The organism is Flammeovirga sp. AWQ4_249, assembly GCF_056161045.1.
This window is the reverse complement of the sequence record NZ_JBSWYJ010000028.1, coordinates 56573-73611: the sequence shown is the minus strand read 5'-3', so window position 1 is coordinate 73611 and position 17039 is coordinate 56573. Positions and strand designations below refer to the sequence as shown.

Genomic DNA, 17039 nt, shown 5'->3' with positions numbered 1-17039 from the left:
TTTATTTTAATATTGAATGATTTTATACAATAATAATAGCTTAAACGTGCATTTTTTCAGAAAATGAAAACGTTTAGGACACTATTGTTTAAGTTTTATTAATCGTCTAGATAATTTGGCTATATGACTACAAAAATAGCAGGTATAAAATTTCAAGGATATTCCGTGGGAGCTGGATTTGTAATTCATTAATTAATACAAAAAAGGGTGAGCATCCATCAAGATACTTACCCTTTTTACTATTTCTATAGGAAGATGAACTTCCCTTATTTTATCAATTCATTAAGCTTCAACTGCTGATAAAGCTTCTTGTAATGCTACTGCAACGGCTACTGATGCACCTACCATTGGGTTGTTACCCATACCGATAAGTCCCATCATTTCTACGTGAGCAGGAACTGAAGATGAACCAGCAAACTGAGCATCTGAGTGCATTCTACCCATTGTATCAGTCAAACCGTATGAAGCAGGACCTGCACCAACATTGTCTGGGTGTAGTGTACGACCTGTACCACCACCTGATGCTACTGAGAAGTATTTTTTACCTAGTTCTAGTCTTTCTTTTTTATAAGTACCTGCAACTGGGTGTTGGAAACGTGTAGGGTTGGTAGAGTTACCAGTGATTGATACATCTACATCTTCTAAATGCATGATAGATACACCTTCACGAACATCGTCAGCACCATAGCAGTTTACTTCACCTCTTGGTCCTTTAGAGAAACGACGTTTTTCTACAACATTCATTTCTCCAGTTTGGTAATTCATTTCTGTTTTTACATAAGTGAAACCATTGATTCTTGAGATCAAATATGCTGCATCTTTACCTAAACCATTTAAGATCACTCTAAGTGGTTTTTTTCTCACTTTGTTAGCTGATAAAGCGATTTTAATCGCACCTTCAGCAGCAGCAAATGATTCGTGACCTGCTAAGAAGGCAAAGCAGTTGGTTTCTTCATTTAATAATCTAGCCGCTAAGTTACCGTGACCAATACCTACTTTACGTTGATCTGCTACTGAACCAGGAATACAGAAAGCTTGGATACCTTCACCTAATACAGCGGCAATATCAGTTGCTTGAGTTAATCCTTTTTTCAATGCGATAGCAGCTCCTAAAATGTAAGCATATTTAGCATTTTCGAAAGCAATTGGTTGCGTTTCTGTAACGATATGGTAAACGTCAACGCCATGCTCTTCTACATATTTTTTTGCGTCTTCTAATGATTCGAATCCATATTCTTCTAAAACTTTTTGAATTTGATCAATTCTTCTTTCGTATCCTTCAAATAAAGCCATGATTGTAATGTTTTTTGTATAGTAAAATAATTTAATAGTGATTATTGGTGACGAGGGTCGATGTATCTTTCAGCCTCATCGAAACGTCCGTAAGTACCTTTTGCTTTTTCCATTGCTTCATTTGCATCAGTACCTTTTTGGATCGATTCCATCATTTTACCTAAGTGAACAAATTCATATCCGATCACTTCGTCATTTTCATCAATAGCTAAACGAGTAACATATCCTTCTGCTACTTCTAAATATCTAACGCCTTTTGCTTTAGTACCATAAGTAGTACCTACTTGGCTTCTTAATCCTTTTCCTAAATCCTCTAAACCTGCTCCAATTGGTAAACCATCTTCTGAGAAAGCTGATTGAGTTCTACCGTAAACAAATTGTTGGAAGATTTCTCTCATTGCCACGTTGATAGCATCACAAACAAGGTCAGTATTTAAAGCTTCCATAATTGTTTTACCAGGTAAAATTTCTGATGCCATCGCCGCTGAGTGCGTCATACCAGAACAACCTACTGTCTCAATTAATGCCTCTTCTATAATACCGTTTTTAACATTGATCGTTAACTTGGACGCACCTTGTTGAGGAGCACAAGTACCTACACCATGAGATAATCCAGAGATATCGTAAACGTCTTTGGCGTGAACCATTCTACCTTCAACTGGAATTGGTGCATTTCTATGAGCATTTCCCCCCATTTGTGCCAATGGACACATCCCTTGAATTTCTGCTGTGTAATTCATAATCTATGTTGTTCTTTAATTTATTTTTAAACGTATGCTTTGATATACGCTGTTAAAATAATTTAAGATTACATAGTTGAGTTAATAAAATTTAAGGCAATAAAATTAATTATTGCTTCAAAAAAGTAGTTCAAAAAGTGACTTTTAAATTTCTTAAAATGCCTAATTTTTAATGAAATGAGGAACATAAAATGTTATTCTTCCTCCTTTTTCCAAGGTGGATTTAATCTATTTTCTCCTGCAAAAAATAAAATCAGCTGATTTCCATCGAGATCTTTAAACCTTGCTTCTCTCCATAACCAAGGTTGGTCTTCTGGAAGAGCATCAAATTTAATCCCTTTTCGAATTAATTCATTTACTGTTGCATCAAGATTTTCATCCTCAAAATAAATTACGATCCCTTGACCACTTGGTAGTTTATCTACTAAATGAAGAGATAAAGATGTCCCATTTTGACACTCAAATCTTGCATATCTATCATGTGTATGTACGATAAGTTTTAGACCTAATTTTTTATAAAAGGCAATCGCTTTGGGAACATTTAAAGTCGGAACTGTTATTTGGTTAAGATTCATAGTCATTTAAAAATTTAGTTTCTGTCAAAGAATATGTAATTTTGCAGGATGGAAGATAAAAAACAAGAACAACCAAAGAATCCATTACATGGAGTAAAACTTTCAGATATTGTTGAATATCTAGTGGATTATTATGGTTGGGAACAATTATATAATCGAATTCAGATCAATTGTTTTTATAACAATCCTTCTGTGAAGTCGAGTTTGAAATTTTTAAGGAGAACACCGTGGGCTAGAGAAAAAGTAGAACAACTTTATCTTCTAAAAATAAAAAAACAATCCTAAAAAAATGGCTATTACGCTCTCAAGTGTAACAGCCATTTTTTATTTAAGCAAATTCAGCTACTTTTTCTTCTTCTTTTTCAAAAGCAAACTCTTTTGCCTTCTATGCTATGATCTTGTCTTTGTTGACCGTCAACCACGCATAAAACATATCTATTATAAAAGTAATTGTCGCAACAGTGACCACAAACATTGGTGGTTCAGGAGACATCATTAAACTCACGCCAACGAATACTGTTCCAAATCCTTTCCATAAAGCCACGGAAAGTGTAAGTGCCTTCTCTTTAGGATTGGCTAATATTAAAAAGACAAATAATGCCGACATAATAATATTCAGGATATATCCAGTCCCTGCCCCAATTGGGTCTCCATATTGACTTACAAATCCATAAATAATGCAGCACCAGAATACAAAACCTACTATGGCAGTTACAATAAAGTTCTTTCTGATTAATGGCACTCTTACTTGTTTGTGTCCATATTTATAGAAATAGAAAATCATAAATACATCTATAATCCACCATAAACGGATTCCCCAAACGAAAAGTGGCCCTAATTCTGTTTCAAAGAAAAAACTAAACATAAACTCCCATGCTATATTTGCTACTGCTGCTTCTACATGAATTCCAAAGAATTGATGCTTACGTGCCTTATAAATAACAAGTAGATAAGTCACTGTCCAAAAAATTGCATCCCAAAAAAATAATACTTGTTGGGTAACAGTATAATCTGTCAAATTTACCCATTGGTGTATTTGGTCCATAAAGTTGTTTTTATTTGTAGTTAAATTGTTTCAAAATCATATTGAGGAATTAGAAACTCCACTTTTCCTCTATCGTAAAAGAAATTCAATAAATTTTGTAAAAAGTAAATATTCAAAGCTTTAGGGAGTCCATTCAAAAAAGTACTCTTTTTATTATCAGCTAAGTATAATGCTTGTAACATCATAAAAAGTGAACACATTAGCAGATAAGTTGATTTTAGTTGCCTTTTTAAAATTTCTTTTCTAATAATTCTGCCTTTTCATAGTTTTCAGGAATAAATTCTTTCTGAATTCCCATGACCTGTCCAATCACTTTCCAATTGTAATAATAGGCTACCTTATCTTCATCACTTACTTTTATGCCAATCTGTTCCATTCCTTAAATTGGATAAACAGCAAAGGAAATCAAAGTACCTAACATATCTTCTTGATTGATAGGTTCTCCATACTTTTCAGTATTCCACTCGAAGTGTGCATTATTTTTAAGGTAGTACCTAACGGCTGCATGAATAAGACGTACTTTTATAATCGAAGCAATACCGGATTTATCATTATCTAATCCGCCTTTGGACATAACATCAATGACAAACTGAGCTGTTTCCATCAACCGTTCTTTAAAGTCCGCATTCTTTTCATCATTACTAGATCTCAGAAAACGCCCCGTTTTATAGACGACCATAGCTCCATTGCCACACGCATAGGTAGAAGGTAATGATTTTGCTAAAAGCATCAATGAAATGGTTGGACAATTATGCTCAAAAAAAGCTTGTCCTTTTTGTGTTAGTTTTAAATCAATATCATCTTGAATAAAATCCTTTTCAAAAAAATCTCTAAGCTTTTCATCTCCAATTTGATCCAATGACCTTTTACCGGTTATTGCACTGAATAAACTGTTGATCTTAGTTAGTCCATGATTTTCAAGATAATAGTGAATAATGTTATCAGCAGACTCGTCAGCTAATACCTTAAATCATTAAGAGAGAAGTTCATTTGTTAAAAAATAGGTTCTTATAGCTGTTAGTAGCAATATATTAAGATAATAATATTTAATCTTTGTATAATCTATATTTTTCTCTCATCTGAGAATAATCTGCCAATTCAACTTTCCAAGAATCTTTAATTTCTTCTTCAGACTTCCCTTCATTTAACATTAAACGCACTTTATCTGTCCCACAAAGCAAATCCATCCACTTATTTTTTGAGATCACAGATTTACCTTCCTCTGTTTTAAATTTTTTATTCCAATCAATAATATAACTCAGTTGTAAACCTCCATGCTTGACATCTCTTAAATCTTCACCATAACAAACTTTATCCATTAATACAGGTTTTGAAGCTGCTCCTGGAGTTGATTTGGGTGTAAATTCAAAAGATCCTAATGCTTTATTGGGGAAGCCAATTACTTGAAATGGAAATGCAGTTCCTCTTCCTATACTGACAGGAGTTGCTTCGAAAAAGCAAAGTGAGGGATACAATAAAATCGACTGTGCATTTGGTAAGTTTGGAGAAGGTTTAATAGGTAAATTGTAGGGCATCGCGTGAGTATAATTTTTCATAGGTATAATATTTACCTTACATGTAGTTTCATTTCTCAACCATTTTTCCCCATTAATCATTTGGGCTAATTCTCCTACCGTCAAGCCATGTAAAATTGGGATAGAATGCATCCCCACAAAAGAAGTGAATTTCTGATCTAAAACAGGACCGTCTATATACATTCCATTAGGATTTGGACGGTCTAAGATCAACATTTCTTTATTGGCTTCAGCACACGCTTCCATCATATAATGCATCGAGCTGATGTAGGTATAAAAACGACAGCCTACATCTTGAATATCGAAAAGAATTACATCTACTTGTTGTAATAGCTCAGGAGAAGGCCTTTTATTTTTACCATAAATTGAATAGATTTTTATCCCCGTTGAAGGGTCAATATCATCTTTAACATGTGCACCTGCATCTTCTTTTCCCCTAAAACCATGTTCAGGTGCAAAAATCATTTTAATATCTACTCCTAAATTCACCAAAGAATCTACAAGGTGTTGATTTCCAATGATAGAAGTTTGATTGACCAATACGCCAACTTTCTTGCCTTTTAATAAAGGAAGATAAGCATCTGTTTGCGCTGCTCCAACAATAATTTCAGGAACTACTTCAACTACCTTTTCTTCTTTTTGGTCTTCTTTTCCTTCTGTGGTTTGACAAGAAAAACTAATAAAAAGGAATAGATTAACTAGAATAAATTTATACATCTGATTTATTGATTTTAGGTAATGGAAGCGTTGACAATGAGTCTCTATCTACTTTTTCTGTATATGGATTCTCAAAACTCTTAAATGAAGTCCCCACTTTATATCTATTGTCTATGGTCACTGGAAGTGTTCCTTTAGGGGTAATTTTTCCTGACAAAAGTTTAGCCACAGACTTCCTTAGTGCCATACTGTTTTGATAACTCAAGATAATACCATCATTTTTTTCTATTTCTTGGAAAGACCTTAAAACATAAGCATTCCCCAAAAATACTGCATAGTGATCAGGTAACTTATTCGCTAATTCCATGTATTTGATTTGAGTGTAAGTTATTTTGTAAGGATAACGCATTGTTGGACTAGCATGTCCATTCGCCAACTCAACAGCGATATCTTTTGAACCTTGACTCATGTAAAATCCAGAAAATTGAGAGACTACAATATCATACTCTTTTAATTTGGCTAAAAGTGTCTTGATTTCCGTTGAAGAAGCTCTTTTATTCAAAAAGAAAGAATGTACATTTACTCCTTCTTTTCGAAGTGATGTAGGAATTTCTTGATATTCTCTATTACCAATATTTACTACAGCTACTTTCCCAGAAGATGACTTCAAAGGTAGACCACCATGATATTGCACCAAAGTTACCGCCTCGTCAGCAATATTTTGAATCAATTGTGTCGCTTTAAGAGGATGTAAATCCGAATACAAATTATCTGTAGAAAGCGACTTAGGACGATCTAACCCTGCCCACTTTTTTAGTAATAACATTCTCCACCCTTTTTGGTTCAACTGTTCCCAACTTAAATTCCCTGCTCGAATCTCTTCTTTTACTGCTTGAATAGCATTGCCAATATGATTCGTAAATTCAACTACATCGTTTCCTGCAACTAGAGCTTTTGCATCTGCAGTTCCATATTTAGGATATTGTTTCGAGATAGCACTCATCAGAATACCATCCGTAAAAATCAATCCGTTAAATGCTAAAGAATCTCTTAAAACATCTGTCACTATTTTTGGAGACAATGAAGATGCTTGTTGATCCCATGCGGGTACACTCAAATGAGCAGTCATGACACCACCTACTCCCGCTTTTATGATTTTTTTAAAGGGATATAATTCCATTGAATCCAACCGTTCAATATCATGAGGAATAACAGGAAGATTATGGTGTGAATCAACATTAGTATCTCCATGTCCAGGAAAATGTTTTCCTACTGCAAGTACTCTATTATCTTGAAGTCCATGTACATATTGAATTGCTTTATCAGCTACCTTGTATTTATCTTCACCAAATGACCTATAATTTATCACAGGGTTTAATGGGTTATTATTTAAATCTACAACAGGCCCATAATTTACACTTACACCTACCCTTTTAAGTTGTTCTGCAATTTGACTTCCCATCTCATAGATTAATTGATCATCTTCAATCGCACCTAATGTCATGGCATAAGGATAGGAAATACCATCTTTCGGCAATCGCATTCCTAAGCCCCATTCTGCATCTAATGTATAGATCAAAGGTGTTTTTGCTAGCTTATTAAGTCGATTGATTGCATTTACTTGTGTATTTGCTTTTCCTTTAAAAAAGATAACACCTCCCACATTATAATCTGAAACAAGATCTGCGACTTCATTATAACTATTGGCAGTATAAAAAGGAACAATAAAAAGTTGTGCGATTTTTTCTTCTTCGGAAAGAGAATTCCAAACTGAATCCACCCAATGTAAGTCTTCCATAGAAGCATTATAGAAGGATGGATAATACTTCTCTTGTCCCAACGTTATTAAACTGAGGACATTAAAGAGAAATAAAAAAAGTATTGATTTAAAGAAATTAGGCATATATTACATTAAAAGTGTTCCTTGAGTTCACAAAGTACTAATGTAGTAACTCTCCTATCAAAAAACATTGTTTATACACTATCTTTTTTCTGATGACAAAATATTTTTTAGCGTTAAGCTTAACTTTCATATTTATTCACCAAAATCTAACCTTCGGTCAAGGATGTAGTGACGCAGGTATCTGTACAACAGGTGCACTTAATCCAGAAAATGATGGAACAAGACACGCGTATGTCAAAAATAAATTCTCCTTCGATTATATGTTTTTTTATCAAGTATATAAAGAAACTCATACTGATCAAGGTATCAGTTTGGCAATCAATTACAACCTTTCGGACAGAAGTAGTTTTCAGTTCAAAACGGCTTACTCTATAAAAGATAGTCCTTTGACGACAACAATGGGTATTGCTGATATTACTTTAGCATGGAGTTATGCCTTGGTTCAAAATGACACATGGCAAATTTCAACAGTTTTGGGTACAAAAATTCCTACTTCTGATGCTACAGCATCTATGGATGGTCTCCCCTTGCCTATGTTTTATAATACTTCATTAGGTACCTATGATGCTTTATTTGGTATTGCCATTACCTCCAAAGCTTGGCATCTTTCAGTAGGTATCCAACAACCGCTGACTACTTTAGAAAATCATGAATATGATCCAGATTATTGGGCAGATCAACCTAACTATGAATGGATGCAAACGTGGTACACTGCTTCTAGGCATCTAGATAGAAAAACAGATGTTTCAGGACGATTAAAATATACGTTACGCACGTCAAAATGGACATTATCTCCATCTGTACTTGCTATTTATAAAGTAGAAAGAACATACGTGGAAAGCTTAAATAATGGGGATTATTATTTGGATGGATCAGAAGGATTTACTGTGAATGCTCTATTTGAAGGGAGCTATAATTTTTCACCTCATTTCAGTATTGGTGCAATCGCTGCTTATGCCACTAAACAAAGAGCTTTTAACCCTGATGGTCTTGCTCGAGATTATGTATTCAATTTTTTAATTAAACATCAATTCTAAGCAGTATGCTTCATAGATTACTTTATATTACTTTTGGTTTATTATTTTTTCAGCTTTCGACACAGGCTCAAGATAGTAGCTTAGATAGTGCCATCAATTATTATCAGTATGGAGACTTCGATAAATCGATGGCATTTCTTCAAAAAATTGATGCTAATGATCCTACTCTTGACAATAGAAGAAGAGCTTGGACTGCTAAGATTCTTGGGCAAAATGGATTATATACACTAGCGTTTAATTTACTAGATTCAGCAAGTAAAACTGAAGATATAACACTTGTTGAAATTGCCAACGCCAGAGGTTTTTTATTACAAAGTCAAGGTTATCCAAATGAGGCTCTTGAAGCTTTAGAAAATGGCTATCAAACGTTAAATAAATATCAGGAGTCTAAACTAAAGACTACGATAACTATCGAAAACCTTTCTTTATCTGCTATTTCTTATTGGCAGTTGGGATCTATTGATGAAGCTTCAGACTATCTTAAACAAGCATTATTATTAAATAAACAAATTGATGATGCGTTAGGAATTGCTAATTGTAATATTAACCTTGGATTAGTCTACAGTACTACAGACACTTACAAAGCTCAATTTTATTATGAGCAAGCACTTCAAGAATATAATTCTTTATATCCCAATGAAGATCATCCAAATATGGCTTCTATTTACACAAATCTCGGAATTGTATTCGAAAAGAATTTCTTCTTAGATAAAGCCATTACTTCATTCGAAAAAGCATCGAGCATTTGGGAAAAAACATATGGTAGTGATCACCCTAATGTTGCGTTTACAAATATCAATATTGGAGATGCCTACCTAAAAAATAATCAAGCAGATCTAGCAAAAGAATATTATGAATTTGCAAGAGCATCTTATCAAGAGATTTTTGGTTTAAAACATCCAGAAATTGCGAATATATTTCTTAAGCTTGGTGAAATAAGCTATGATCAAGGAAATACAAAAGAAGCATTAAAACTTTATCAGAAAGCTTTAATAGCAAACAGTAAATCTTTCGAAAATGAAAATATTAATGCTACTCCTCAAGCTAATGATTATATCAGTCCATTTATTACGATTTCTGCACTTCAAAAGAAAGCGGTAGCATTAGAAAAGAGACACTTTACAAAGTCATTAAAAAGAAAAGATTTAATGGTTGGTATTGATGGACTGAAACTCGCTCATCAGATTATTCAAAAAGTAAGAACTACACAAAAAAATAAGGCTGATAAAATCCGTTTAAGTGCCATTACCAATGACATTTATTCTGATGGCATACATCTATGTTTATCTATGGCTGATGCTTCAGTGGGTGAAGGTAAATGGGTTAAAGAGGCTTTTAATTTTGTAGAATGGAGTAAGGCGGCCTCTTTGCTAGAATCTATTCAAGAAACAAACGCAAAATCATTTTCAGGCATTCCTAAAGAATTAATCGATAAGGAAAATACTTTACAGGAGAAGATCTATTCATTAGAACAACAGGCTCTGAAAGCGGATGCCAATTCACTTCCTAAGATTGAAGAAGAGTTGTTTTCTACTCAATCAACTCTAAATGCTCACATTAAAGCATTAGAATCCGATTACCCTAAGTATTATGAATTAAAATACAATCAAGAAAGTATTACTTATAAAGAAATTCAAGAAAAGATCAGTGATGACGAAATTCTTATCAGTTATTTTATTTCTGAAAAGGAAGAATTACTCTATATTTTTCTCATTTCAAAAGGAAAGATTACCTATTTCACCGAAACTTTTGATGATAATGTAAAAGATGAAATTATCAGTTTGGAAACAGGTTTGAAATTTAATTTTGATGAAATCATTATTATGTCAACCAATTATCTTTCACCTATTTTATTCCCTTTTACATTACCAAGTAAAATCAATAAAATTACTTTCTTATTGGATGGGCAAATCAATACTATACCAATGGATATTATGCTCACAGAAGAAGTTTATGACACAAATCTCCCATTAAAAAAATATCCATTCTTGATTAATGATTATGCTATCTGTTATAATTTCTCAGCAACATTAGCATTTGCAACAGATGAAAAACCAATAGAAAAAACACCTAGTATCGCTTCCTTCGCTCCTGTTGTTTTTCAAGATTCTACAGGTGAAGAAGTTTTAAACAGTTTGTTTGGGACACTCTCTGAAGTAAGAGAAATTTCAAATATGTTCGAGCAACATCAGTGGGAAGCAAAGGCATACACCTATAAAAATGCAAAGAAAAGCATTCTAAAAAAGGATAGTATTCAAAACTTCACTTATTTACATTTTGCTACACATGGGTTTGTAGATGAAGAACACCCTAATCAGTCCTATATTTATTTGATGGATGAGGAAGGGCAAGAAGGATTATTGCACGCTTCAGAAATTTATAACCTTGATTTAGATGTAGAATTAGTAACATTATCTGCTTGTGAAACAGGACTTGGTAAATTAAGTAAAGGAGAAGGATTAATTGGACTTTCAAGAGCCCTGAAATACGCTGGAAGTAAGAACTCTATTGTATCATTATGGACAATCAATGACCTTTCTACTGCTCTGATGATGCAGTATTTATATCAAGAAATTACAGATGAAATACCTATTTCTGTAGCTCTTCAGAAGGCAAAAATTAAATTAATTGAAGAAGGTTTATACTTTAGCCCCTATTATTGGGCTCCTTTTACACTAATTGGGCGGCATTAGGAACTAATAAACGTTTGTTAATGTTCATATGATTGACTAGAAGTGTTTTTTACCCCAAAAACTAAATAGAAATCAAGTATGAACGAAACGACTGTATTAGTTATAGATGATGAGAAAAATCTGCTGGACAGTATTGTTGACTTATTGGAATTAAATGATTTCAAAGTCCTTGCTGCACAGAGTGGACTTGAAGCGCTTAAAATAATAGAATCGAAAATTCCTGATATTATCTTATGTGATGTCATGATGCCTGCAATGAACGGCTATTTATTTTTAAAAGAACTACGAAAAAATCCATTAGCAGTAGGTATCCCTTTTATCTTTTTGTCTGCAAAAAGTGATAAACAAGATATTAGGAAGGGTATGAACTTGATGGCTGACGATTACTTAACAAAGCCATTTACAAAAGAAGAATTGTTAGAGAGCATATCTGCAAGAGTCAATCGTATAGAAGTACTTAAAAGAGAAATCATGATGTTTATGCAAAATATCAATGATAGTATCTCTAAAGTGGATGTAAAAAGTGATGATCAAGGGTTAATCAAAGAACTTGAAACATTAAAAAGCATATTAAAAAGTCAAAATGAGGCAATTGAAAAATATTGTTACCTCAATTCTCATAAAGTAAGAGGCCCACTATGTCGAATAATGGGCCTCTTGGAGCTTTTCAATGATAATGATGCATCTATCAATAAAGAGATCTTATCACATCTCAAAACTAGTGCATATGACCTTGATAAAATAACGAAAGAGATTTCTTATGCTATTTCTACCACACGATCAAGTGCATAAATTATTTCTTTTTCTTTTCTTTTTTTCCTGTGATTTTTTCTTTCAATTGAGTAATTCTGTCCTCAAATGAAATTTTAGTGATATCCACATCTTTGTTACGAATGGCATCAATGTATTCGTAGACTTCTTTTTGGTGGTCTGTACTTTTTCCAGAATTTGCTTCTATATATCTCATTTTAGACCACAGTACCGTCTTAAGTTGTGACTTTGCATCATCCATCATGTAATATTCCACAACAATAGAATTATGATCAACAGCAATAATACTTGATTTAATCCTTACCCACTCACCTACTACAGCTCCTCTCAAATAAGAGATTTGATGATTAAAAATCACCCAACCAGTTCCAAATTCTTTGTAAATATCAGCAGTATTATAACCGTATAATTGCGGAACTCTATCTTCTCTAGCATTGAAAAAATAGTCAAAATACTTGGCATTATTTAAATGACGAAAAGGATCACAATCTTGAAAACGAATAATCACTCTTGATTCCGTTTCTTTAGGATAGCTTTTCTGAAGGTCGTGATAAAAGGGCATATTTAGGTATTTTTTTATTGGAATCTATCGTTACGATCGATCCATGAGTTACGTCTCTCCCACTTCAAATCTTGTAACATAGCCGCTTTCACAGCAATCGTAATATTATAAGATTGTCGAGGTCCAAATGGAATCCAGTTAGCTGTTAATTGCCAACAATGTAAATCCCTTGTTATATCGAATGAAGTATATGAGAATGATTTTTCTTTAAAGTCATAGCCTGAACGGAAAGCGAACTTCCATTTTGGGGTAAGTGAAACATCACCAGAGAAAGTAAAAGTCTGCGTAATTGTAGACTCCATTTCACCTGTCTTGCTATAATTTAAGTTATAATTTAAAGAGAGTGACCATGGAATATCAAAGTCAAGGTACAAATCCGGGTTACGTCTCATCTCTTCAAGCATCTGACGTTCCATTTCATTCCTTGGTTGTAAACCATCTAATTTCTCTTCCTGTTTTTTCTTGGCTCCTCTTGGTGCTAATCGCGTTCCCAATGAAATGGTTGCACTTGATAAGTCGGCAATTTTTCTATCAGTTTCCCAAAGTGTGAATCTTGATCTATATTGAGATGTCACTACTTCTTTTTTGGCATCTGCATCATACTCAGTATTTGTGACTACGTATTTATATGGATCCCAACGTGTCTGAACGGATACGTCTATTTTCTTTAAAAGTGTCGTTCTAAAACCTGCATTAATATTTGACCAATTCAAAGAATCAGCTTCAAAATTATATCCAGAAGAGAATTGTAGGTTATTCAAAAGCATTGTTTTCTTAGCTTTCCCGGTTTCCTCATCTTTCTTTCCGGATTTCAGTTCTACTACATTATTAAGTGAAAAACTTAATGTACTACTTCGTTGAGTAGAAGGACCTCTGAAGAAATCTCCATATGATCTAAATACTTGTGTACCATTTACATCATCTTTATCCGTTTGTACATTTTGATAATAATCAAAGTTTGGATCCCCAAAGGCAGGTCTAAAACTCATCGATACACTTGGCTGTAAAGTATGACGAATCACTGAACCACCTTTCATGTTGTAGAACATGAACATGTTTGTGTTCATACCAACTGAAGTTGAATACTCACTATATCTAGAAAGTTCATTTAAGGTATCTACTTTTACAGCATCCAATTCTTCGATATAAGTATAATCATAACTATAAGGAACCCATGTTTCTTTGTAGTTAAAGGATGGTGATATAGTAAAATATTTTAAAACCTTCATCTGTGTTGAGATTGGAATATCATGTGTAATCCCCCATTCAAAATCATCTGCATAATCGCCAAAGTTGGTTAATAAATCAGGGTATTTACCATCTTCATCTAAACCATCATCATCTACATCATCTGCACCAATCACATCAAAAGGTAAATCTCCTCCACTTGGTTTGTTGGAAACAGATCCACTTGCTCTTAAGTTATAGGTAAATCCTATTTCTGAAATCACATTCGATTTCTTGAATAATGACTTAAAAGGACGTGTACGTGAAACGTTAAAACTGGCTTCAGGTGTTAAAGTAGCCTCTCCTGTCTGCACATTTTGTTGATAACGCGCCTGTGCCGTAGTTGACATATTTATATTACCCAATGCAAAATTATTACTGTAACTCAATGAAGAGTTCATTGATGATTGTAAGAAATCATTTGCATTTTGAGAGTTGTTTCTATTGTATTCTGAATTGGCAATATTAATATTAGCTGAGAAACGAGAATTCTTTTTGCTTTCTTGAGAATGTGACCACTGGATTTGATAATCAGTTTGTGTAGTTATACTTCCATCATTTTCTTGGAATAAGTTATTCACATAAGAAAAACGAGTACTACCACTAAAAGCATATCTTTTACGGTATTGAGAAGAAACATTCAAACCCCAACCACCAAGAGTATAAGCAGTACCTAACACTGTTAAATTGAAATAATCTGTCAATGCCAAGAAAACACCACCATCTCTTAAGTAAAATCCTCTATCTGTTGATTCACCATAAGTTGGCATTACAAAACCAGAAGTATTACTTGTTGATGCTGGAAAAAGTCCAAAAAAGAAACCCAAAGGAAGTGGAGTCTCATTTAATTCCACAAGAAAAGGTCCTGAAACAATATTTTTTTCTGGTTCTAATTTTAATTTCTTCGTTCTGAAACCAAAGTGAGGATGATCTAATCGACAAGTAGTATATACATTGTCGCCCATATACATGTCAGGACCTGCAGTTTTCTTTACGGTCTGTGATGTAATAATACCATCACTTTCTTCTGTCACAATACCTTTGATCAAACCTTTTCCAGTTTCATAGTTATAGATCATCTCATTGGCGTTAAACGTAGACTCTCCATCTTTGAATAAAGGTTTCTGAACGATTACCCCTACAGAATCAGGAATACCTTTTGCGGTCAAAATATGAGTAACCAAATTCATCTCAATATCTCCAGCATCTAATTTTTGCTGTCCATATTCTACCTCAGCATTACCATATAGATACATGGTAGATGTACGTACTACATAATTAATAGAATCTGCATCATAAAGTAATTCCTCATCAAAGTCTTGCTCAGGTACTGTAATTCCTTCATCACCTTCTTTTTTCCAAGTATCTAAGGTTTCAATAATATCTTCTGGAGGAATATCAAAATAACTGAAATTGAAAACGATTTCATCCAACTCTTGAAAAATACCTGAAGCTTTGACTGCCTCCCATTCGGCGGGATCAGTAGATTTTAATGCGGCATCAAGGTTATTGATTTTGTCTACAGTTGCAGGGTCGGAAAGTTCTTCTCTAATCTCTTGTAAATCTCTATCTCCTCTAAACAATGTCGTATCGGCAAAAGATCGCATTGCAATACCATATTCATAAATGAGGTTGTTTCTTGTTTTTTCTTTTAATCGAAATAACGTTTCCGACAGTTGTCTAGTCGCTGCTCTTACTTTAGCAGTATCATTTTCTATTTTGAAATACACATCTTCTTCCGTAGAAAATGTATATTCACTAGCCTTTGCTTCCGATGACGAAAATGTCACAAAAAATAAAGCACCCACTAGTATATACAATAGGTTTTGCAAAAAATTAAGTAAATATATTTTTTTGAAATAAGTACAGATCATGTATTAGATGACGTTTTGAAAGTCAAGTATGACAAATTTAAGTGATTATTTCGAGTCTTCATTATCAAAAATGGAAAGAAATATAGAATAAATGATATTCTTTGATAAATTTGAGTAGTAATAATAAAGCTGCAAGCTACATTAGAACAAATAAGATTTCAAAACAAAATTAATAATTGTGTCCACGATCAAAGTAGAATTTTCACACGAAGTTAAAGTAGGTATCTTTGCAACTATCACAGCAATCGTACTTTACATCGGTTATAATTTTTTAAAAGGGATTGATATTTTTTCAGATCAAAATGTCTACTACGTCGAATACCCTACTGCTGCCGACTTACAGGTTTCTAATAATGTCACTATAAATGGCTATATAGTTGGAAGAGTCTCTAATATGGAGCTTCTGCAAAACCAAAATAATATGGTCAGAGTGTCATTGGAAATCAATGAAGAAATTAAAGTTTACAAAAATACTATTGCCGTTATCGCTGACAAAGGTATGTTAGGTGATAAGCAAGTAATCCTTAGAACAGATGGTCAAGGTGAAGTCGCTTCTCCTCAATCTACAATTCAAGGTGGTGTTGAGGATGGCATGTTTGCTGCTTTAATGGAGAAGGCTGACCCATTGTTTGCCAATCTAGAAGCTACACTTGACACGGCTAAACTAATGATGTCTCAATTCAAAGAGGCTGGTGAAAGTGCAGATGTTTTATTGCATAAAGCACAACTGACACTGAATACTGTTAATAATGGAGATTTAAAAAAGTCTTTATCCAACTTAGAAGTAATGACCACTAATTTTTCTGCTGCTTCAGCGAAATTAGAACCAATGTTAGACAAATTGGATCATGTGGCTGACTCATTACAAGATGCTCCATTGGCACAAATGGTAAAAGAAGCCAAAGATTTATTAGCTAATGCCAATACAACTTTGGATAATGTAAACAACCCTGAGGGTACAGTCGGTGCTTTACTTACGGAAAGAGAGTTACACGATCAAATGGTAAAAACAATGGCTGATTTAGATTCTTTATTTATCGATTTCCAAGAACATCCGAAGCGTTACATCCACTTCTCTGTTTTTGGTAAGTCTGATAAAGCCCCGAAAGAGAAGAAAAAGAAATAAT

At 33.6% G+C, this 17039-nt stretch carries 16 protein-coding genes; 5 read left to right on the top strand and 11 right to left on the bottom strand.

Going from position 1 to position 17039, the window contains the following annotated elements; all coding sequences use genetic code 11:
- Positions 1-282: 282 nt before the first annotated feature.
- From ACXAHM_RS18420 to ACXAHM_RS18410, 3 genes are all read right to left on the bottom strand, one after another.
- Positions 283-1293, bottom strand: coding sequence for a GGGtGRT protein (locus ACXAHM_RS18420; protein ID WP_474962906.1), 1011 nt, complete (start codon positions 1291-1293; stop codon positions 283-285).
- 41 nt (positions 1294-1334) lie between these two features.
- Positions 1335-2033, bottom strand: a complete 699-nt coding sequence (locus ACXAHM_RS18415) for an iron-sulfur cluster assembly scaffold protein (protein WP_474962903.1) — start codon at positions 2031-2033, stop codon at positions 1335-1337.
- A 194-nt stretch (positions 2034-2227) separates the two neighbouring features.
- Positions 2228-2608, bottom strand: a complete 381-nt coding sequence (locus ACXAHM_RS18410) for a VOC family protein (RefSeq protein WP_474962900.1) — start codon at positions 2606-2608, stop codon at positions 2228-2230.
- A 48-nt stretch (positions 2609-2656) separates the two neighbouring features.
- On the opposite strand from ACXAHM_RS18410, the gene ACXAHM_RS18405 reads away from it, so the two are divergent.
- Positions 2657-2893: a VF530 family protein gene (locus tag ACXAHM_RS18405; RefSeq protein WP_474962896.1), complete on the top strand. Its 237-nt coding sequence runs from the start codon at positions 2657-2659 to the stop codon at positions 2891-2893.
- Positions 2894-2993: 100 nt separating this feature from the next.
- Here the strand turns inward: ACXAHM_RS18405 and ACXAHM_RS18400 are convergent, their stop codons facing one another.
- From ACXAHM_RS18400 to ACXAHM_RS18375, 6 genes are all read right to left on the bottom strand, one after another.
- The gene (locus ACXAHM_RS18400; RefSeq protein WP_474962894.1) at positions 2994-3653 is read right to left on the bottom strand and encodes a transmembrane-type terpene cyclase; all 660 of its coding nucleotides are present in this window, start codon (positions 3651-3653) and stop codon (positions 2994-2996) included.
- A 20-nt stretch (positions 3654-3673) separates the two neighbouring features.
- Positions 3674-3853, bottom strand: coding sequence for a hypothetical protein (locus ACXAHM_RS18395; protein ID WP_474962890.1), 180 nt, complete (start codon positions 3851-3853; stop codon positions 3674-3676).
- A gap of 29 nt (positions 3854-3882) precedes the next feature.
- Entirely contained in the window at positions 3883-4029 is a 147-nt protein-coding gene (locus ACXAHM_RS18390; RefSeq protein WP_474962888.1) for a hypothetical protein, read from the bottom strand.
- A 3-nt stretch (positions 4030-4032) separates the two neighbouring features.
- A complete protein-coding gene (locus ACXAHM_RS18385) occupies positions 4033-4512 on the bottom strand; it encodes an oxygenase MpaB family protein (protein WP_474962884.1) in 480 nt (159 codons plus the stop codon).
- A gap of 187 nt (positions 4513-4699) precedes the next feature.
- Entirely contained in the window at positions 4700-5905 is a 1206-nt protein-coding gene (locus tag ACXAHM_RS18380) for an exo-beta-N-acetylmuramidase NamZ family protein (protein WP_474962882.1), read from the bottom strand.
- Entirely contained in the window at positions 5898-7685 is a 1788-nt protein-coding gene (locus tag ACXAHM_RS18375) for a glycoside hydrolase family 3 protein (RefSeq protein WP_474962879.1), read from the bottom strand. Before ACXAHM_RS18375 ends, ACXAHM_RS18380 begins: the two co-directional genes overlap by 8 nt.
- 155 nt (positions 7686-7840) lie before the next feature.
- Here ACXAHM_RS18375 and ACXAHM_RS18370 point away from each other — a divergent pair, with 155 nt between their 5' ends.
- The 3 genes from ACXAHM_RS18370 to ACXAHM_RS18360 all read left to right on the top strand — a co-directional run bounded on the left by ACXAHM_RS18370 (position 7841) and on the right by ACXAHM_RS18360 (position 12270).
- The gene (locus ACXAHM_RS18370; RefSeq protein ID WP_474962876.1) at positions 7841-8785 is read left to right on the top strand and encodes a hypothetical protein; all 945 of its coding nucleotides are present in this window, start codon (positions 7841-7843) and stop codon (positions 8783-8785) included.
- 5 nt (positions 8786-8790) lie between these two features.
- Positions 8791-11478, top strand: a complete 2688-nt coding sequence (locus tag ACXAHM_RS18365) for a CHAT domain-containing protein (RefSeq protein WP_474962874.1) — start codon at positions 8791-8793, stop codon at positions 11476-11478.
- Positions 11479-11556: 78 nt separating this feature from the next.
- On the top strand, positions 11557-12270 hold the full coding sequence (locus tag ACXAHM_RS18360) for a response regulator transcription factor (protein WP_474962871.1): 714 nt from the start codon (positions 11557-11559) through the stop codon (positions 12268-12270).
- A gap of 1 nt (position 12271) precedes the next feature.
- Here the strand turns inward: ACXAHM_RS18360 and ACXAHM_RS18355 are convergent, their stop codons facing one another.
- Positions 12272-12811: an acyl-CoA thioesterase gene (locus ACXAHM_RS18355; RefSeq protein WP_474962869.1), complete on the bottom strand. Its 540-nt coding sequence runs from the start codon at positions 12809-12811 to the stop codon at positions 12272-12274.
- A gap of 14 nt (positions 12812-12825) precedes the next feature.
- Positions 12826-15846, bottom strand: coding sequence for a putative LPS assembly protein LptD (locus ACXAHM_RS18350; protein ID WP_474962867.1), 3021 nt, complete (start codon positions 15844-15846; stop codon positions 12826-12828).
- Positions 15847-16090: 244 nt separating this feature from the next.
- Between ACXAHM_RS18350 and ACXAHM_RS18345 the strand changes: the two genes are divergently transcribed.
- On the top strand, positions 16091-17038 hold the full coding sequence (locus ACXAHM_RS18345) for an MlaD family protein (protein WP_474962863.1): 948 nt from the start codon (positions 16091-16093) through the stop codon (positions 17036-17038).
- The last annotated feature ends 1 nt before the right edge of the window (position 17039 follow it).